The organism is Micrococcus sp. TCR-5, assembly GCF_052220525.1.
Classification (GTDB): domain Bacteria; phylum Actinomycetota; class Actinomycetes; order Actinomycetales; family Micrococcaceae; genus Micrococcus; species Micrococcus luteus.
In genome coordinates this window covers 63,526-82,230 of record NZ_JBQPDO010000008.1, presented here as the reverse complement: position 1 = coordinate 82,230, position 18,705 = coordinate 63,526, and the positions used below count along the sequence as shown (strand labels likewise).

Here is an 18,705-nt window from a genome sequence, read left to right as displayed (position 1 = left end):
CGTCGGCGTCATCACAGACCTCCCGCCCCGGCCGGGCCCCGGGGGCGCAGCCGCTCGCACACCAGCATGATCCCGGCGCTCAGCACGGCCAGCACCGTGGCCGCCGCGAGCGCCATCCCGTAGTTGTCCGCGCCCGGCCGGCCCAGCAGCCGGGCGATCAGCACCGGCAGGGTGGGCGCGGACGGGCTCGCCAGGAAGCTCGTGGCCCCGAACTCACCCAGGGACACCGCGAACGCGAAGCCCGCGGCCACGCCCACGCCGCGGGCGAGGAACGGGCCGTCCACCGTGGCCAGCACCCGCCACGGGCCCGCCCCGAGGGTGCGTGCGGCCTCCCGCAGCCGCGGGTCCACCGCCGCGAGCACGGGCACGAGCGCCCGCACCGCGAGCGGCAGCGCCACCACCGCCTGGGCCAGCGGCACGAGCACGCCCGAGGCCGCCAGCTCCGGGAACGCGGCCCGCAGGGACACGACGAAGCCGAAGCCCACGGTCACCGCGGACACCCCGAGCGGCAGGAGCAGGGCGCCGTCGAGGGCCCGCTGGGCCGCCAGCGCCGCGCGTGAGCGGAAGGGCCGGGTCAGCAGCAGGGCCAGCGGCACGGCCACCACGAGCGTCACGAGCGTGGCGTCCACGGCCACCCGCAGGGACTGTTCGAGCGCCTGGGCCGGCGTCGACCCGCCCACGAACCCGCTGCCCGCGCTCGTGGACAGCAGCCGATAGTTGCCCAGCCCCCAGCCGTGGCGGGTGTGGAAGGAGCGCACCACGAGCGTCAGGATCGGCGCCACCACGAGCGCCACCACCGCGAGCATCACGGCCACCGGGACCGCGTCCGCGCGCGTGAGCCGGGCCGGCGGCGTCTCCCGCAGGCGCAGCGCCCGCTGGGTGCGCGCCGCCGTCACGCCGGAGACCACGACGGCGGCCAGCACCACCGCGAACTGCAGCACGGAGAACACCGCCGCGGTCCGCAGGTCCAGGTAGACGGAGGTCTGCACCCAGATCTCCGACTCGAGCGTGCCGTAGCCGGGCCGGCCGAGCGTCTGGACGATGCCGAACGCGGACGCGCAGAACAGGAACACCAGCGCCGCGCTCGCGGCGATCGCCGGGGCGAGCTGGGGCAGCGTCACGGTGCGGAACGCCCGCCACGGCGAGGCGCCCAGGGTGCGGGCGGCCTCGGTCTGGCGCGGGTCGAGCGCGTTCCACAGCGCGCCCACCTGGCGCACCACCACGGACACGTTGAAGAAGACCATGGCCAGCACGACGGCGGTGGTCGTCTGGTCCAGCCCGGTGAAGCCCAGCGGTCCGCCGGGGGCGAGCAGGGCGCGGAACGCGACGCCGACCACCACCGTGGGCAGCACGAACGGCACGAGCACGAGGGCGCGGAGCACGGCCCGCCCCGGGACGCGACGCCGGTGCAGCACGAACGCGGTCGGCAGGCCGAGCGCCACCGAGACCACCGTGCCGGCGGCGGCCATCCCGAGCGTCTGGCCGAGGATGCGCCACGTGCGCTCGCGGGCGAGGGTCTGGCCGAAGGCGGTGAGGTCCACGGCGCCGGTGAACGCGTCGGCGTCGCCGCCGATCCCGCGCCAGAGCATGGCCGCCACGGGCCACGCGAAGAAGACGAGCAGGAAGGCGACCGGCAGGACGGCGGCCACCAGCCACCACGGGCCGAGCCCGTCCCCCCGGCCGCGGGCCCGCCGGCGCGGCAGGTCTGTGCCGGGGGCCGCGACCTCGGTGAGCGCGGACATCAGCGCCGGGAGGCCTCGGCCAGGGCGGTCCACTCCTTCAGCAGGTCCTCGCGGCGCTCGTCGATGCGGGCGGGGTCCGGGGTGATGGCGTCCTCGACGAGCGGCGCGTTCTGCGCCCACTCCTCGGGCAGCTGCACCGACTCGTCGATCGGGTACATGTACATCGACTCGGGCAGGGCGGTCTGGACCTCCTCGGTGAGCATGAAGTCCACGAACGCCTGCGCGCCCTCGGGGTTCTTCGCGCCCTCGAGCACGCCGGCGTACTCGACCTGCGGGGTGCAGGAGTCCTCGATCACCTCGGTCTCGGGGGCGAACGCGGGGGAGGAGGAGTAGGAGAGCACCACCGGGAACTGACCCTTGCCCTCGCCGCCGGAGAAGTCCGAGTTGTAGGCGTCGGACCAGCTGTCGGCGATCTTGCCCCCGTTCTCCATCAGGCCCCGCCACCAGTCCTGCCAGCCGTCGTCGCCGTACTTCTCCGTGGTGGCCGCGAGCAGCGCCAGGCCGGGGGAGGAGGCCACGGGGGAGGTGGCGACCGTCAGCTTCGCGTACTCGGGGTCGTCGAGCTGGTCGATCGAGGTGGGGGCCTCGACGTCGTGGGCCTCGAACCATGCCGGATCCGTGTTGAAGCACACCTGGCCCTGGTCCACCGGGGTCATGCGGTCCTCCACCATCCGGTCCTGTGCGGAGGCGGGCAGGTCCTGCGGGGTGTATTCGGCGACGACGCCCTCGCGGACGAGGCGGTGCGCCGAGTGGTCCTCCACGCCGTAGACGCCGTCCACGGTGGGCTCGTCCTTGGCCAGCAGGAGCTGGTTCACCACGCTGCCGGCGTCGCCGGGGGCCGTGGTCTTCAGGGTGTAGCCGGACTCCTGCTCGAACTTCTGGACGAGCTCCTCGGGCAGGTTGAACGAGTCGTGCGTCATGATCGTCACGGTCGTCGACTCGCCGCCGCCGGCCCCGGAGGCGGCCGACGACGCCCCGTCGCCGGACGAGCCGGACACCGAACAGCCGGTGAGGGCGAGGGCGGCCACCGAGAGGGCGGCGAGGGCGCGGTGCGGGGTGCGGGACATGGCGGTTCTCCTCTGGGACGGCAGAGGGGCCGGGACGAGGCCGCCACCGGAATCCCGGGACGACGTCGACCGGGAGACTCGACTTCCTTCGCCGGTGCGGACCGGAGCAGGTTCGAGGGTCTGCGGCGGACCGCACTCTCAGCGCCGCGCGGGCGCTCCCCTGTCGATGTGGACTGGTCCCGACCCTACCCCGTCCGGCCCGCGCATAGACTGCCCGCGTGAGCGCCGCACAGCCCGCGGGGGTGACCCCGCCGCCCGCCTCGTCCAGCCCCGCCTCCGACTGGGACATCCGCCGCCCCCACCGCATGTGGCCGCGCATGCTGGTGATCGTCCTGACGCTCGCGGGCCTGGTGCTGGTGGTGCAGTTCTTCCAGGGGATCGCCTCCATCGCGGCGCCCGTCTTCCTGGGGCTGAACCTCGTGATCGTGGCCTACCCCCTGCAGGCCTGGCTCATCCGCCGGGGCCTGCACCCCGTGCTCGGGGCCGCCACCACCGTCCTGCTGGTCGTCGCGGTGATGGCCGTGTTCGGGGGCATGATGGTGTGGTCCGGCCTCGAGCTGGTGGCGGAGCTGCCGAAGTACGCGGACCGCTTCCAGCAGATCGTCCTGGACGTCTCGCACTGGCTCAACGAGCGCGGCGTGACCCCGGACATGGTGTCCCAGCAGCTGGCCTCGATCGACATGAGCACCGTGACCGGGACGGCCGTCAGCGCCATCACGAAGATCGCCACGAACGTCTACGCGGTCTTCGGCCTGCTCGTCACCGTGATCATGGGCATGTTCTTCCTCGCGATGGACTCGATGGACGTCGAACGCCGCGTCCGCCTGCTCAGCACCGCCCGCCACGAGTTCGGCCACGCCCTGGTCGAGTTCGCCCAGGGCGTGCGCCGCTACTGGGTGGTCACCACGGTGTTCGGCCTGATCGTGGCGGTGCTGGACGTGATCGCCCTCATGCTGATCGGCGTTCCGCTCGCGCTCGTGTGGGGCGTGCTCAGCTTCCTCACCAACTACGTCCCGAACATCGGCTTCATCATCGGCCTGCTGCCGCCGGCCGTCCTGGGCCTGGCGGCGGGCGGCTGGTCCGACTTCCTGTGGGTGGTGGTCAGCTACTCGGTGCTGAACTTCGTGCTGCAGTCCGTGATCCAGCCCAAGGTGTCCGGCGACGCGATCGGCGTGATCCCCACCGTCAGCTTCCTCTCCCTGCTCTTCTGGGCCTGGGTCCTCGGCCCGCTCGGCGCCATCCTCGCGCTGCCCTGCACGCTGCTGGCCAAGGCCGTGCTGATCGACGCCGACCCGAACGCCCGCTGGATCAACGCGCTCATCGCCTCGGACCTGAAGGGGATGGAGCGCCGTCAGTCCTCGCTCCTGGAACGGCTGCGCCCGGCGGCCTGGCGATCCGACGCGCACGGGAAGGACGAGGACCGCGCCCCGGCGGACGGCGGGGACGACGACGGCCCCGCGGCGGAGGAGGTCACGGGCGAGGCTGGAGCAGCACCAGGTCGTTGAGCGCGCCGGCCAGCCGCAGCAGCGGCGGGGCGGGGAACGACAGCTGGGGCAGCCCCGGGTGCAGTGCCGCGCACGCGGCGGCCGCGGCCTCCTCGCCCGCGGCGTCCTCGAACGCCGGCCGCAGCACCGCCGCGCCCAGCGGCAGCGTGTCCAGGAGGGAGCGGGGGCCCCGCTCGGCCGGGTCGTACTCGGCGGGCTGCGCCGCCCCGGTCACCGTGCGCACGCGCAGGGGCCGGCCGCCGGCGTCGTCGGCGCCCTGCAGGAAGCGCAGCGCCGCCGCCGCGTAGGGGTGCTCGGGGTGGAACCGGTCGCCGCGCCAGTGCACGGCGGCCTCGCCGTCGCCCCCCAGCCGCACCCACGAGGCCAGGTGGCCGGGCCCGCCCCACGGCCCGGTGTCCGGCCGCGGTGCCGGCGGCACCCACAGCACCCGGGTGATCCCCAGCAGGGCGGCGAACTCGGCGGCCACCTGGCCGGGGGTCCACGCGCCGTTGATCCGCCCGTCCAGCACGGGGTCCGCGGCCACCACGGCCGTCCCCTCGCCGTCGGTCACCCAGGCCCCGCGCGGGGCGCACAGCAGGGGGGTGAGCAGCGGCAGTCCCGCCGCCTCCGCCACGGCCGTCGCGGCCGCGCCGTCGAGCGGCCCGGTCCCGGTCAGTCCCGCGGCGCTGCGCCAGGCGACGGCGGCCAGGCCCTCGGGGCGGCGGACGAAGCTCGGCCCGGTGCGGCCCAGCAGCGGTGAGCCCACGGGCGCGCGCAGCAGGTCCACCTCCGGGGGCACCAGCCGCGCCGCCCCGGCGTCGCGCGGGTGGGCGAGCACGGTGACCGGCAGCACGGCGGCGAGCGTCTCGGCCAGGCCCACGACGGCGTCCCGCGTCTCCTCCAGCAGCGTCGGCACCGGGTGGCGGTGGGGCAGGACGAGCCAGGCCCGCTCGGGCGGGTCCTCGGGTCCGGGCACGGGCACGACGAGGTCCCGGCGCTCCCGCGCGTCGGTGGGGGCGGGGTCGACGGCGGCCATGGCGGACGGGCTCCTGGGAAGACGGCGGCGACGCGCGGGCGCGCGGCGAGGGGATGTCCATCGAGCATAGGCGTCTGACAGGAAGCCGCGGCGGTTTGACCTGTGACCCGGAACACGTGCAGAGTGCGGCCATGACCGCGATGTTCTCCGCCCAGGACCATGACGATCTCGACCGGGTCCTCGGCGCGACCGGCGGGATCCCCGACCCCGCCGACCTGCACGCCCTCGCCGACGATGCCGTCGTGCAGGTGCGGCGCTGGCTCGCCGAGTCCCGGGACCACGAGGCCGACTTCGCGGCCCGCCAGCTGGCGGGCGCCCTGAAGGAGTCGGGCGGACTCGACTTCATCGTGCGCTTCGTGGACCACGTGGTCCGCCCCGAGGACCCCGCGATCGCCGCCCGGGCGCTGCGGGAGCTCGCCGGCCGCGCCCCCGGCTTCCTGCCCCCGGCCCTGCGCGCCGTCCTCGGCGTCGGCGGCCGCGCCGCCCCGCTCGTGCCGCGCATCGCCGTCCCCACGGCCCGCCGCGTGCTGCGGCACATGGTCTCCCACCTGATCGTCGACGCGCGGGACCGACAGCTCGGCAAGGCCATCGCGGCCCTGCGCGACGAGGGCACCCGGCTGAACATCAACCTGCTGGGCGAGGCGATCCTCGGCCAGGGCGAGGCGGACCGCCGGCTCGAGGGCATCGCCGCGCTGATCCGCCGCGACGACGTCGACTACGTGTCCGTGAAGGTCTCCGCCGCCACCGCCCCGCACGCGCCCTACGCGTTCGACGAGGCCGTCGCGGACATCACCGAGCGGCTCACCCCGCTGTTCGAGCTCGCCCGGGATCGGGACACCTTCATCAACCTGGATATGGAGGAGTACCGCGACCTCGACCTCACGCTCAACGTGTTCACCGCCCTGCTCGAGCAGCCGGGCCTGCGCGACTACGAGGCCGGCATCGTGCTGCAGGCCTACCTGCCGGACGCGCTCGCGGCCATGGTGCGCCTGCAGGAGTGGGCCGCGCGCCGCGTCGCCGCCGGCGGCGCCCCGGTCAAGGTGCGCGTGGTCAAGGGCGCCAACCTGCCCATGGAGCGGATGCAGGCCTCCCTGACGGGCTGGCCGCTGGCCACGGTGGGCTCGAAGCAGGAGGCGGACACCAACTACAAGCGCGTGCTCAACTACGCGCTCACCCCGGAGCATCTGGCCCACGTGCGCATCGGCGTGGCCGGGCACAACCTCTTCGACGTCGCCCTGGCCCACCGGCTGATCGAGCGCCGCGGGCTCGACCCGGCCGCGGTGGAGTTCGAGATGCTGCTCGGCATGGCCACCGGCCAGGCCGCCGCCGTCCGGGCCGACGTCGGCGCCCTGCTGCTCTACACGCCCGTGGTGCGGCCCGAGGAGTTCGACGTGGCGATCTCCTACCTCGTGCGCCGCCTCGAGGAGGGCGCCTCCCCGGAGAACTTCATGTCCGCCGTGTTCGACCTGGACGCGGACGCGGACCTGTTCGCCCGCGAGGAGGAGCGCTTCCGCGCCTCGCTGCGCCACCTGGACGCGGCCGTGACCCGTCCGAACCGCCTCCAGGACCGGTCCCGCGGGGAGGACGGGCCGACCCCCGCCCCCGTGGACGGCTTCGCCAACACCCCGGACACGGACCCCGCGCTGCCCGGCAACCGGGAGTGGGCCCGCCGGATCCTCGCGGCCGTCCCGGGCTCGGACCTCGGGACGGACACCGTCCGCGCCCACCGCGCCACCACGGCCGACGACGCCCGCGCCGCCATCGCCGCCACCGCCCACCCCGGCGCCCGCTGGGGCGCGCTCACCGGCCACGAGCGCGCCGACGCGCTGGACGCCGTCGGACGGGCCCTGCACGCCGGCCGGGCCCGCCTGCTGGAGGTGGCCGCCGCCGAGACCGGCAAGACCCTGGACCAGGGCGACCCCGAGGTCTCCGAGGCCGTGGACTTCGCGCACTACTACGCGCGCCTGGCCCGCGGCCTGGACGCGGTGGAGGGCGCTCGCGCCGTGCCCGTCCGCCTGACCCTGGTGATCCCGCCGTGGAACTTCCCCGTGGCCATCCCGGTCGGGGGCGTCCTCGCCGCACTCGGGGCCGGCTCGCCCGTGGTGTTCAAGCCGGCCCCGCAGTCCGAGCGGACGGGCGCGGTCGCGTGGGAGCTGATCGTGGCCGGGCTGCGGGACTCGGGCCTGTTCGACGACGGCGGCCCGCTCGCCGGGCACGACCCCGCGGACCTCGTGCGCCTGGTGACGCTGGCGGACGAGGACGAGGCGGAGGTCGGCGCGGCGCTCGTGACCGACCCGGCCGTCGAGCGGCTCATCCTCACCGGCAGCTGGGACACCGCACGGCTGTTCAAGGGGATGCGCCCCGACCTGCACCTGCTCGCCGAGACCTCCGGCAAGAACGCCGTGATCGTGACCCCGTCCGCGGATCTGGACCTGGCCACGAAGGACGTGGTCCAGTCCGCGTTCGGTCACGCCGGCCAGAAGTGCTCGGCGTCCTCCCTCGTGGTGCTCGTCGGCTCCGTGGGCACCTCCGAGCGCTTCCACCGGCAGCTGCTGGACGCGGCCTCGTCCCTGCACGTGGCGCACCCCGTGGACCCGCGCGCCGAGATGGGCCCCGTGATCGAGGCCCCCGGCGAGAAGCTGCGTCGCGGGCTCACCGAGCTCGGCCCGGGGGAGCGGTGGGCCCTGCGTCCGCGGCAGCTGGACGAGACGGGTCGCCTGTGGAGCCCGGGCATCCGCTCCGGCGTCCGCCCCGGCGCCGACGCCCACCTCACCGAGTACTTCGGCCCCGTGCTGGCCGTGATGACGGCCGAGACGCTCGAGGAGGCGATCGGGATCGTGAACGCCGTGGATTACGGCCTCACCTCCGGGCTGCACTCGCTGGACCGGGAGGAGATCGACGTGTGGCTGCGCGGCGTGCGCGCCGGCAACCTCTACGTGAACCGCGGCATCACCGGGGCCATCGTGCGCCGCCAGCCCTTCGGCGGCTGGAAGCGTTCCGTCGTCGGCCCCACCACGAAGGCCGGCGGGCCGCACTACCTGCATGGCCTCGTGGACTGGGAGGACGCGCCCACGTGGGCCGGGGGAGAGGGACGGCCCGGGGCCGAGGCCGACGGTGCGGGCGCATCCTGGCTCGAGACCGCCCGCGCCCTCGACACCCACGCGTGGACCACCGTGTTCGGGGTGGCCACGGACGTCTCCGCGCTCGAGGCCGAGCGGAACGTGCTGCGTCACGTCCCCACCCCGGTCCTCGTGCGGCGGCACTCGGGGCCCGCCGACCACCTGCTGCGCATCGTCTCCGCCGGCCTGCGCGCCGGGGCGCCCATGACCGTGAGCCTGCGCCCGACCCCCACCGCGGAGGGGCCCGATGTGGACGGACTCTCGGCCGAGGCCGTGCGCGGCCGGGTGGAGGAGCTGGTCCGGTCCGCCCGCACGGAGGGTGCCGGCACGGCCGCGCCGGTGGACGTCGTCGTCGAGGATGACGCCGCGTTCCACGACCGCGCCCGGCGGCTGGCCCTCATCCCGCCCGCAGCGGAGGGTGGCGGCGACGCACGGATCCGGCTCGTCGCCGACTGGACCGGCGACCGGGAGGCGGCCGAGGCGGCGCGGAGCGCGCTGCACGCGGCGCTCGGCGACACCCCCGACGTGGCGGTCTACGCTGGCCCCGTGGTGAGCGCCGGCGAGGTGGAGCTGCTGCCGTTCCTGCACGAACAGGCCGTGTCCGTGACCGCCCACCGGTTCGGCACGCCGGACCATCTGACCGAGGGGGTCCTGTGACCCCGAGGAGGAACCTCCGATGCATCTGATCCCCCGCACGATCTGGGTCGTCGCCCGCGCCCGCCGCCGCCCGCGCGCCGGACTCTGGGAGCCGACGACGCTGCCGATGCGCGCCCTGCCCACGGACGTGGACATGGCCCTGCACGTCAACAACGGCCAGTACTTCGGGCTGTTCGACCTCGGCCGCTTCGACGCGATGGTCCGCACCGGCCTGTGGGACGAGATCCGGCGTCGTCACTGGACGCCCGTGGTGCAGGCCGAGCAGATCGCGTTCCGCCGCTCGGTGACCCTGGGGCAGCGGTTCGACGTGGAGACGCGGATGATCGGCCTGGATGAGCGCGCGGTGTGGTTCGAGCAGCGCGTGGTGGTCGACGGCGACGTCGCGGTGCGCGCGTACATCTGCACGCGCCTGCGCAAGAAGGACGGCCGCCCCGTGGAGAACGACGAGGTCCGGGCGATCGCGGCGGCGGCCGGCCACGACCTCGCGGGGGAGCCGACGCCGCCGGAGTGGCTGCACGAGTGGCGGCGCAGCGTGGCCCTGCCGTCGGCCCGGACGCCCCTGCCCCACACGTGGGACCTCGACACAGTGCGGCAAGGATGAACGTTCGAGTGATATAGGGCACGATGGTCGGGTGAACAACAGACTCCTGATCGTCGCGACCCTCTCGCTGGCCGCGCTCGTCGTCGTGCTGGTGGCCGCCATCGGCGGCGGCGCGTGGTGGGTGCTGGCGGTGCTCCTGGTGGCGCTGCTCGTGCTCGCCGTGTGGGACATGACCCAGAAGCGGCACGCGATCCTCCGCAACTACCCCGTGCTCGGCCACATGCGGTATCTGCTGGAGTCGATCCGCCCCGAGATCCAGCAGTACTTCATCGAGCGCAACTTCGACGGCAAGCCGTTCGACCGGGACACCCGCTCGATCGTCTACGCCCGTGCGAAGGGACTGGACAGCCACAAGGCGTTCGGCACCGAGCGGGACACCTCGGAGATCGGCTACGAGTTCCTGTTGCACTCCACCGCCCCGGTCAACCCGCCGGAGGAGCCCCCCACGGTGCGGATCGGCGGCCCGGACTGCCGCCGACCCGTGGACATCTCGCTGATGAACATCTCGTCCATGTCCTTCGGCTCCCTCTCCGCCAACGCCGTGATCGCCATGAACAAGGGCGCCGGCCTGGGCGGGTTCATCCACGAGACCGGCGAGGGCGGCCTCACCAAGTACCACCGCGGCAACGGCGCGGACCTGTTCTGGGAGATCGGCTCCGGCTATTTCGGCTGCCGCAACGAGGACGGCACCTTCAGCCCGGAGAAGTTCGCCGAGAAGGCGCTGCTGCCCGAGGTCAAGGGCATCACCATCAAGATCTCCCAGGGCGCGAAGCCCGGCCTGGGCGGCATGCTGCCCAAGGAGAAGATCTCCCCCGAGATCGCCGAGGCCCGTGAGATCCCGATGGACAAGGACTGCCTGTCCCCGGCGTCCCACTCCGCGTTCCGCACCCCGCGCGAGATGGTCAGGTTCATCGAGCAGCTCCGTGAGCTCTCGGACGGCAAGCCGATCGGCATCAAGTTCTGCGTGGGCTCCCGCGTGGACGTGCTGGCCATGACCAAGGCCATCTGGGAGGAGCGGATCGCCCCCGACTTCATCATCGTGGACGGCTCCGAGGGCGGCACCGGCGCCGCCCCGCTCGAGTACTCGGACCGCGTGGGCACCCCGCTGACCGAGGGCCTCATGCTCGTGCACAACGCGCTCGTGGGCACCGGCCTGCGCCACATGATCAAGCTCGGCGCGGCCGGCAAGGTCGCCACCGGTTCGGACATCGTCAAGCGTCTGATCCAGGGCGCGGACTTCACCATGTCCGCCCGCGCGATGATGATGGCCACCGGGTGCATCCAGGCGCAGAAGTGCCACACGAACGAGTGCCCCGTGGGGGTGGCCACGCAGGACCCGCGTCTGATGCGCGCCCTCGACGTGGAGGACAAGGGCAACCGCGTCTTCAACTACCACCGCCTGACCGTGCGCGAGGCCGTGCAGATCATGGCGTCCATGGGCCTGACGCATCCGTCCCAGCTGAACACCCGCATGCTGCGCCGCCGCGTGGACCACCTGAGCACCCGCTCGTACGCGTCCATCTACCACTGGCTGCGCACGGACGAGCTGCTCAACGACCCGCCCGCCGGCTGGGCCATGGACTGGGAGGAGGCGGACGCGGACCACTTCGGCGAGCACGCCCGCGTGGACTACCTCACCGAGCGCGACCCCGAGTGGCGCTCCGAGCTGCTGATCCCGGGCCGCAAGGCGGCCGGCGCCCCCGTGCAGGGCTCCCCCATCTCCGGGACGGGCTCCACGCTCGTCGACGCCCGGCAGACCGAGTCCGTGCCGCTGACGACGTCGCCGATGCCGCGCGTCAGCTCGTTGGGTGAGGGTGAGTCGCTGTCCCCGCACGGCGGCCGTCGTCGGGCCCCGCAGGATCCGGCACCCGCCGCCACCGCCGGCGAGACGCCCACCGACGAGAACGAGGGCCTGCCGGCGGAGGCCGGCGAGCGGCCCGAGCGCCAGGACGGCGAGGAGGTCACCCAGCGCGGGACCACCGGCCGCGTGGAGGGCGAGCACCGCGGCGAGGGCCGCGTCGGCTGACCTGTCCCCGCAGTCACCCCCGCTTTCGAGGCGGGAAATCCACCTCACACGACGCCCCCGGGCGCCCATGAGATAGATTTCCCGCCTCGTCGCATGAGGGGTCGTAGCCTGGGGCCGTGACCCTGCCCGCCCCCGCCGCTCGCCGCCCCTCCGCGGCCCTGCTGTGGGTGCTGCTGGCGGCGATGGGCGCCGGGCCCCTGTTCAACTACGGCGTCTCCGCCTCCTCCACGGTCGTGATGGAGCGGCTCGACGTCACCTCGGGCCAGCTCGGCACCGTGATGACGGTCGTGTTCGCGGCGGCCGCCGTCACCTCGCTCGGCCTCGGCCGGGCCGCCGACCGCCTGTCCGCCCGCGCACAGCTGAGCATCATCTTCGGCGGCACCGCCGCGGCGCTCGTGCTCGGCGCCGTCGCCCCGTCCCTGCCCGTGCTGTACGCGGCGGCCGCCGTGGCGGGCGTCACGCAGGCCATCTCCAACCCCACCACGAACCGGATCATCCGGACCGTGGTGCCGCCGGAGAGGCGCATCGGGTGGGTCGGGGTGAAGCAGTCCGGCGTGCAGGCGGCCCAGCTGGTCGGCGGCCTGTTCTTCCCGGCCGCGTCCCTCGCCCTCGGCTGGACGGGCGCCGCGCTGGGGGCCGCGGTGCTCATCGGGGCGCTCTGGGTGCTCGCCCTGGTCGCCGCCCCGCCGCTGCCCGGGGCGCCGCCGCCGGCCACCGGCCCCGTCGGCGGGCGACGACGGCGGGACACCTCGCCCCTGCCGGCCACGGTCTGGTTCTTCGCGGCGATCGCGTTCCTCACCGGCCTGGGCATGCAGGCCACGAACACCTACCTGCCGCTTTTCGCGGTCGAGACGCTGGGAATGACGCTCGTGGCCGGCGGCGCCGCGGCGGCCGTGTCCGGGGTGGTGGGGGTGCTCTCCCGGATCGGGTGGAGCCGGCGGATGAGCTCCGGAGACCGGCCCACCACCCTGCTGGCCGTGATCTGCCTGGGTGCGGTGGCCGGCGTCGCGGTGTTCCTCGCCGCGGACCTGCTGGACCTGCCGGCCCTGCTGTGGGTGGGCGCCGCGGTGCACGGCCTGACGGTGCTGGGCGCCAACGTGGTGATCAACGCGGGCCTGTTGAGCGAGGTGCCGGCCGAGCGGCTGGGCCGTGCGACCGGGGCGAACTCGATGGGCATGTACGCCGGCTTCGCCCTGGGCCCGCTGCTGATGGGCCTGCTGCGCGACGTCACGGGCGACTACCGGGCCGGCTTCGCGGTCGTCGCGGCCGGGTATCTGCTGGCCCTGGGCGTGGTGCTGCTGTTGCGTCGCCACGTGGGTCGGCGGGGCGCGGCCTGACGCGCAGGGCCAGGACGAGGCCCACCCCGGAGGACCGCGCCTCAGCGACATCACCGCAGTGCAGCCCTGCGGTGATGTCGCAGCGCCGCGGTCGAACGGGCGTACGGCGGAGTGCGGCGCAGTGCGCGGCGGGGCGTGGACGCCTGACACACGACGACGCCCCCGGTCCGTGTGGACCGGGGGCGTCGGAAGCCGTGCGTCAGGCGAAGATCAGAGCTTCGTCACGTTGGCGGCCTGGAGGCCCTTGGGGCCGTCCTGGGTCTCGAACTCGACGCGGTCGTTCTCCTGGAGCTCCTTGAAGCCGTTGCCCTGGATGGCGGAGAAGTGCACGAACACGTCCGCGGAGTTGTCCTCGGGGGCGATGAAGCCGTAGCCCTTCTCAGCGTTGAACCACTTGACAGTACCGACAGCCATGATGGTGTCCTTTCGATGTGCCCCCGCGGTGCGGTGGCGGTGTTGGACCGCGGCCCGGATGTGGGACGCGGGTGAAGCGGCGAGACTGAACCGCTTGCCCAACACTCATCGACGCCGGCGATGCCGGGCTGACGAGCAGTGAAGATGGCGGGATACAGCTTGATCAACTTCAGGCTCCATCATTGCACGGATCTCGCCGACCGGGAACCAGGGGCCCGATTGTTCACCTGGAGTTCGCTCAGAGCGCGCGCAGGCCGTGGAAGAGATTGCGGTGCAGGGCGGCCGGGGGAGCGGCGTCCGTGTGATCCGCGAAGGCCGTCACCTCCAGCAGCACCACCGTGTGGTCGCCCGCCGGGACCTCGGCGTGCACCCGCGTCTCGAGCCAGAGCGAGGAGCCCCCGATCAGCAGGGCGTCGTGCGGGCTGCGGTGCACGTCGAGACCGGCGAAGCGGTCGCCCTCGCGGGAGGCCAGCTGGCGGCACAGCGGCGTCTGGTCCGCCGCGAGCAGGGAGACGCCGATCGCCCCGGCCCGGCGCAGGCGCGGCCAGGTGCGGGAGCTGTTCTGCGCGGAGAAGGACACGAGGGCCGGCTCCCAGGAGATGCCCACGCCGAAGGAGGAGGAGACCATCACCTCGGGGACGCCGTCGGCGAGGCCTGCCAGCGCGACGACCCCGGTGGGGAAGGCCGAGAGGCCGGAGCGGAGGTTGCCGAGGGACAGGTCGGTGTCCCACGTGGCGGTGTGGGGTTCGTGGGTCAGGGTCATGGCGCGCGTCCTCTTCCGATGACTGGCGCGGCTCCGCAGAAGGCGGGAACGCGGATCGCCCGGATCCGCGGAGGCGCGGTACTTGCCCGTCGGGGTGTCCGAGGGGCCGAATCATCACCTGGAGCACCCCACTACTGCGTGAGAGGGTTGCCGTCCCGCCGGCCAGGGCCGTGAATGACGGGAACTCGTGATTCTGGGGATCAGCCTACGGAGGGGTCCGTGGGGTGGTCAAAGCGCGGCGGTCGCGCGGCGTCATCCGAGCTGTCCGATGTGATGCTTGACACACCGCGCATCGCCAGCCAGGATCAAGCCACTCGAGAGGGGGGCTCGAGACCGCAGCCCGCGGCCCCGCAGTCGGTTCTCTGAGAGGGATCGGATCATGCGGATGGACATCGAGAAGAAGCGTGCGGCATTGTCGGCCGCCGTGGTCGTCGCGGCTCTCCTCGGTATCGCCATCTCGGGATGCTCCGCTTCCCCGGGCAGCGTCTCCTCCACCGCGAAGGCATCCACCGCTGCGGCGTCCTCCGTCACCGTGACGTCAGCGGCCCCCTCGGCAACCCGGTCGGCCTCCGCCACCGGTTCGTCCGCGTCGTCACCCGCCGGTGAAGAAGCACTCCCCGCCGCGCTGTTCGAGGAGGACGGGATGACGTTGGTCGAGTACACGCGCCGGCATCCGGATGCGGGCTATCTCGACCCGGAGAAGGAGTCCGTCCTGGAGGAGGCGGTCGGGACGGGCACACAGCAGATCACCGTGGACGCTCAACAGGGTGCGGTCCTTCGGGTCATCGTGCTGTGTCCTTCGGATGCCACCGGTGAGACGGAGATCCTGACCTCACGGGGTGGCGGGGGAACGAAGACCTGGATGGCCGGATCGGAGGCGCTGTGCGGCGGCTGGTCGGCGGCGACTCCCCCTGTGGATGAGGCGGGGCCGATGACGTTCACCGTCACGGTGGACAATGACAAGCCGTTCCGGATGGTGCTGACCGCACCCTCCGCGTGAGGCCACCATCACGACGGCGGATGACGGATCGGGGAGGACTGAGACGCTCAGCGTCGGTCGCGGCCCCGCAGCGCGTCCAGCTGTCGGCGGTCCCGTTTGGTGGGCCGGCCCGCGCCGCGCTCGCGGTACGGCACCGCGAGCAGCTCACGCGGCACGGGCGGCGGGGAGTGGTCCACGTACTGCTGCCGGGCCACGGGGGCGCCCACCCGCTTGGCGATCAGCCCCGTGACCTCGAGGATCCGCTCACCTCCGTCCTGGCGCACCCGCACCCGGTTCCCGACGACGACGGGCGTCGCCGCCTTCACGGGCTCGCCGTCGATGCGCACGTGGCCTGCGCGCACGGCCGCCGTGGCCGCGGACCGGGTCTTGTACAGCCGCACGGCCCACAGCCACGCGTCGATGCGGACGCCGCTCACGCCCGCCCCCTCACGCGAAGCGGGCGCGGATCGCGGCGCCGTGCGCGGGCAGGCGCTCGTCCTCGGCCAGCACGCCGATCCCGTCCGCGACCTCCTCGAGCCCGGTCTCCGTGTAGCGGATGCGCTGCTGCAGGCGCAGGAACGTCACCGTGTTCAGACCGGAGGAGTGCCGGGCCGTCCCCGAGGTGGGGAGCACATGGTTGGACCCGGCCGAGTAGTCGCCCAGCGGCACGGGGGCGTGCGGGCCCACGAACACGGCGCCGGCGTTGCGGATGCGCCCCACGAGGGCCTCGGGGTCGCGCGTCTGGATCTCGAGGTGTTCGGTGGCGTAGCGGTCGGAGACCTCCACGGCCTGGTCCATGTCCCGCACCAGCAGCACGCCGGACTGGGGGCCGGTGAGGGCCTCGCGGATCTGGTCCTCGTGGAACGCCCCGGGCACCTGCGCCTCGATCGCCGCCAGCACGTCCCGGAGCAGGTCCTCGGAGTCCGTGATGAGCACGGAGGCGGCCAGCGGGTCGTGTTCGGACTGGCTGATCAGGTCCGCGGCCACCCAGTCGGCGCGGGCGGTGCCGTCCGCGATCACGGCGATCTCGCTCGGCCCGGCCTCGGCGTCCACGCCGATCACGCCCTGGAGCGCGCGCTTGGCGGCGGCCACGTACACGTTGCCGGGCCCCGTCACCAGGTCGACGGGCGCGCAGAGCCACCCGCCGTCGTCGTCCTGGACGCCGTGCGCCAGCATGGCGACGGCCTGGGCGCCGCCGGCCGCGTAGACCTCGTCCACGCCCAGCAGCGCGCACGCGGCGAGCACGGTGGGGTGGGGCAGGCCGCCGTGGTCCCGCTGCGGGGGCGAGGTCACCGCGAGGCTCCCCACGCCGGCCGCCTGCGCGGGCACCACGTTCATCACCACCGAGGAGGGGTACACGGCGCGGCCGCCGGGCACGTACAGGCCGACGCGGCCCACGGGGATCCAGTGGTTCTCCACGACGGCGCCCTCGCCGAGCTCGACCGTGGAGTCCTGGGGGTGCTGGGCGGCGTGCACGAGCCGGGCCCGGCGGATCGACTCCTCCAGGGCGGCGCGCACCCGCGGGTCGAGCCCGGCCAGGGCGGCCTCGAGCCCCTCGCCGGGCACGCGCAGGGCGGGCGGGCGGACGCCGTCGAACCGCTCGGCCAGGTCCAGCAGGGTCTGCTCGCCGCCGTGGCGGACCTGCTCGATGATCGGGGCGACCGCCGGCACCACGGAGGACACGTCCACGTTCGCCCGCGGGATGATGCGGGACAGGTCCGCGGTGGCGGTGTCGAGCGGGCGCAGGTCGGTGACGGAGAGCACGGATTCCTCCAGGGGGGCGGCGGGCCGGCGGGACGGGGCGCGACGACGGCCGGGCCCGGACCGCGCGGACGGTCAGGCTCCATTGTGCTCTTCTCCGGGGTGCGTCCGGGGGCGGGTGTCAGACTGTCGTCATGGTCTTCCCCGCGCTGCCCGCCCTCGCGACCCCGCCCCTGCTGACCGCCCTGGACCGCCTCCTGGCGGGCGAGACCGTGCCGTCCGGGGTGGAGGGGGACATCCAGGACGGGGCGGCCGCCACCACCCGGGCCTTCGGCGTGGAATGGGGGACGCTGCTGACCGTGCTGATGGCGTTCGCGATCGGCGCGGCGGTCGTGTACCTGGCCCTGCAGGTGGCACGCGTCGTGCTCGTGCGCCGCCCCGCGTTCCAGCACGGCGCCGCACGGCTGAGCCTGCCGGCCGCCGTCGCCGCCGGCCTGCTGGCCTCCCGGATCTGGCTCGGGGTCATGGCCGAGGAGCAGGCCTGGTACCGGCCGGCGTCGTTCCTGATGCTCATCGCCGTGGCCGCGGCGGGCGCGTGGGCCGCGTGGCGCCTGGTCGGTGTGATCGAGGCGGGGATCCTCGGCCGCTACCAGGAGACCGGCGTCGAGCACTGCCGCGAGCGACGCATCCGCACGCAGACCATCCTGATCCGGCGCATCCTCAACGCGGTGATCGTGGTGGTGGCCGTCGCCGTCGTGCTGCTGGGCGTGCCGGAGGTGCGCTCGCTCGGCGCCGGCCTGCTGGCCTCCGCGGGCGTGATCTCCGTGATCGCCGGCCTCGCCGTGCAGTCCACGCTCACCAACGTGTTCGCCGGCTTCCAGCTGGCCTTCACGGACGCGATCCGCGTGGGAGACGTGGTGGACATGGAGGGCGTGTTCGGCACGGTGGAGGAGATCACCCTGTCCAACGTGGTCCTCAAGCTCTGGGACGGGCGGCGCATGGTCTACCCGTCCTCCCACTTCACCACCCAGCCGTTCGAGAACTGGACGCGCGTGGGCACGGAGGTCTCCGGCGTCGTGGAGCTGGACGTGGACTGGCGGGTGCCCATGCCGGCGCTGCGCGCACGACTCACCCAGCTGCTCGAGTCCACGGACCTGTGGGACGGGCGCGAGCACGCGCTGCAGGTGACCGACGCGACCGGCGGCGTCGTGCGCATCCGCGCCGTGGTCTCCGCCCGCAACTCCGGCGACCTCTGGGACCTGCGCTGCCTCGTGCGCGAGGACCTCGTGGCCTTCCTGCGCCACGAGCACCCCGAGGGCATCGTGGTGCAGCGCATGGTGGACCGGCACCCCGCCCACGACGACGGGGCGCCCGCCTCCGAGGGCTCCGACGCGAGGGTCCGCGGTGGCGACCGGACGGGTGAGCCGGGCCCGGACGGCTCCGGGGTGGCGGCCCGCGAGCCGCGCCCGCGCACCGCGCCGCTGCCGCGCGTCGACGGCGCCGATCCGCGCCCGGACACCCTCACCACACCGCTGACCCGCGTGGGCGACCGCTCCGGCCTGTACACCGGCTCGATGACGGCGGTGCAGCGCAACCGCGAACTCGCAGGCCCGGGCGAGGAGGCGTTCGCCGAGCGGCGCGCGCAGCAGGCCAAGCAGGCGGCGGAGGCCGCGGCCGCGGACGAGGCCGGACGGCGCAGCGGTGCCGGCTCTCACGCGGACGGCCTCCTCGACGACGCCGTCACCCGCCGCCGTCAGGACGACGAGGACTGAGGCGCGG

The 18,705-nt window shown here is 74.0% G+C and carries 14 protein-coding genes and 2 riboswitches; of the genes, 7 read left to right on the top strand and 7 right to left on the bottom strand.

Annotated features, from left to right (window positions below; genetic code table 11):
* Window positions 1-11: 11 nt before the first annotated feature.
* Complete coding sequence (locus ACTSKS_RS06440; protein ID WP_122055045.1) at window positions 12-1,742, bottom strand: ABC transporter permease; 1,731 nt, start codon at window positions 1,740-1,742, stop codon at window positions 12-14.
* On the bottom strand, window positions 1,742-2,809 hold the full coding sequence (locus tag ACTSKS_RS06435; RefSeq protein ID WP_134415886.1) for a thiamine ABC transporter substrate-binding protein: 1,068 nt from the start codon (window positions 2,807-2,809) through the stop codon (window positions 1,742-1,744). The genes ACTSKS_RS06440 and ACTSKS_RS06435 overlap by 1 nt, the downstream gene beginning before the upstream one ends.
* Window positions 2,810-2,875: 66 nt before the next feature.
* A riboswitch (TPP riboswitch) is annotated at window positions 2,876-2,981 on the bottom strand.
* 46 nt (window positions 2,982-3,027) lie between these two features.
* Here ACTSKS_RS06435 and ACTSKS_RS06430 point away from each other — a divergent pair.
* Window positions 3,028-4,314 (top strand): AI-2E family transporter, encoded by a 1,287-nt coding sequence (locus ACTSKS_RS06430; RefSeq protein WP_442927379.1) that lies wholly within the window; start codon window positions 3,028-3,030, stop codon window positions 4,312-4,314.
* Here ACTSKS_RS06430 and ACTSKS_RS06425 read toward each other — a convergent pair.
* Window positions 4,280-5,329 (bottom strand): agmatine deiminase family protein, encoded by a 1,050-nt coding sequence (locus ACTSKS_RS06425; RefSeq protein ID WP_145950681.1) that lies wholly within the window; start codon window positions 5,327-5,329, stop codon window positions 4,280-4,282. The two genes, ACTSKS_RS06430 and ACTSKS_RS06425, sit on opposite strands and share 35 nt — an antisense overlap.
* Window positions 5,330-5,460: 131 nt before the next feature.
* Here ACTSKS_RS06425 and ACTSKS_RS06420 point away from each other — a divergent pair, with 131 nt between their 5' ends.
* The 4 genes from ACTSKS_RS06420 (at window position 5,461) to ACTSKS_RS06405 (ending at window position 13,069) form a co-directional block, all read left to right on the top strand.
* Window positions 5,461-9,105 (top strand): proline dehydrogenase family protein, encoded by a 3,645-nt coding sequence (locus ACTSKS_RS06420; RefSeq protein WP_442927378.1) that lies wholly within the window; start codon window positions 5,461-5,463, stop codon window positions 9,103-9,105.
* A gap of 19 nt (window positions 9,106-9,124) precedes the next feature.
* A complete protein-coding gene (locus ACTSKS_RS06415) occupies window positions 9,125-9,706 on the top strand; it encodes an acyl-CoA thioesterase (protein ID WP_230259749.1) in 582 nt (193 codons plus the stop codon).
* Window positions 9,707-9,737: 31 nt separating this feature from the next.
* Window positions 9,738-11,732 (top strand): FMN-binding glutamate synthase family protein, encoded by a 1,995-nt coding sequence (locus ACTSKS_RS06410; protein ID WP_230259748.1) that lies wholly within the window; start codon window positions 9,738-9,740, stop codon window positions 11,730-11,732.
* A 116-nt stretch (window positions 11,733-11,848) separates the two neighbouring features.
* Window positions 11,849-13,069 (top strand): MFS transporter, encoded by a 1,221-nt coding sequence (locus ACTSKS_RS06405; protein WP_041102662.1) that lies wholly within the window; start codon window positions 11,849-11,851, stop codon window positions 13,067-13,069.
* Window positions 13,070-13,279: 210 nt separating this feature from the next.
* On the opposite strand, the gene ACTSKS_RS06400 is transcribed toward ACTSKS_RS06405, so the two are convergent.
* Both ACTSKS_RS06400 and ACTSKS_RS06395 read right to left on the bottom strand, forming a co-directional pair.
* A complete protein-coding gene (locus ACTSKS_RS06400) occupies window positions 13,280-13,483 on the bottom strand; it encodes a cold-shock protein (RefSeq protein WP_010080175.1) in 204 nt (67 codons plus the stop codon).
* 238 nt (window positions 13,484-13,721) lie between these two features.
* Window positions 13,722-14,246, bottom strand: coding sequence for a flavin reductase family protein (locus tag ACTSKS_RS06395; protein WP_020628180.1), 525 nt, complete (start codon window positions 14,244-14,246; stop codon window positions 13,722-13,724).
* Between the two features lie 73 nt (window positions 14,247-14,319).
* Window positions 14,320-14,439: riboswitch (SAM riboswitch) on the bottom strand.
* A gap of 192 nt (window positions 14,440-14,631) precedes the next feature.
* On the opposite strand from ACTSKS_RS06395, the gene ACTSKS_RS06390 reads away from it, so the two are divergent.
* Entirely contained in the window at window positions 14,632-15,246 is a 615-nt protein-coding gene (locus tag ACTSKS_RS06390) for a hypothetical protein (RefSeq protein WP_230282018.1), read from the top strand.
* Window positions 15,247-15,293: 47 nt separating this feature from the next.
* On the opposite strand, the gene ACTSKS_RS06385 is transcribed toward ACTSKS_RS06390, so the two are convergent.
* Window positions 15,294-15,662, bottom strand: coding sequence for an RNA-binding S4 domain-containing protein (locus ACTSKS_RS06385; RefSeq protein ID WP_095347005.1), 369 nt, complete (start codon window positions 15,660-15,662; stop codon window positions 15,294-15,296).
* 10 nt (window positions 15,663-15,672) lie between these two features.
* Window positions 15,673-16,989, bottom strand: coding sequence for a histidinol dehydrogenase (gene hisD, locus ACTSKS_RS06380; RefSeq protein ID WP_442927376.1), 1,317 nt, complete (start codon window positions 16,987-16,989; stop codon window positions 15,673-15,675).
* Window positions 16,990-17,120: 131 nt separating this feature from the next.
* On the opposite strand from hisD, the gene ACTSKS_RS06375 reads away from it, so the two are divergent.
* Window positions 17,121-18,698 carry a mechanosensitive ion channel family protein gene (locus ACTSKS_RS06375; RefSeq protein WP_317676555.1) on the top strand — a complete coding sequence of 526 codons (1,578 nt, stop codon included), beginning with the start codon at window positions 17,121-17,123 and terminating at the stop codon, window positions 18,696-18,698.
* Window positions 18,699-18,705: the final 7 nt, after the last annotated feature.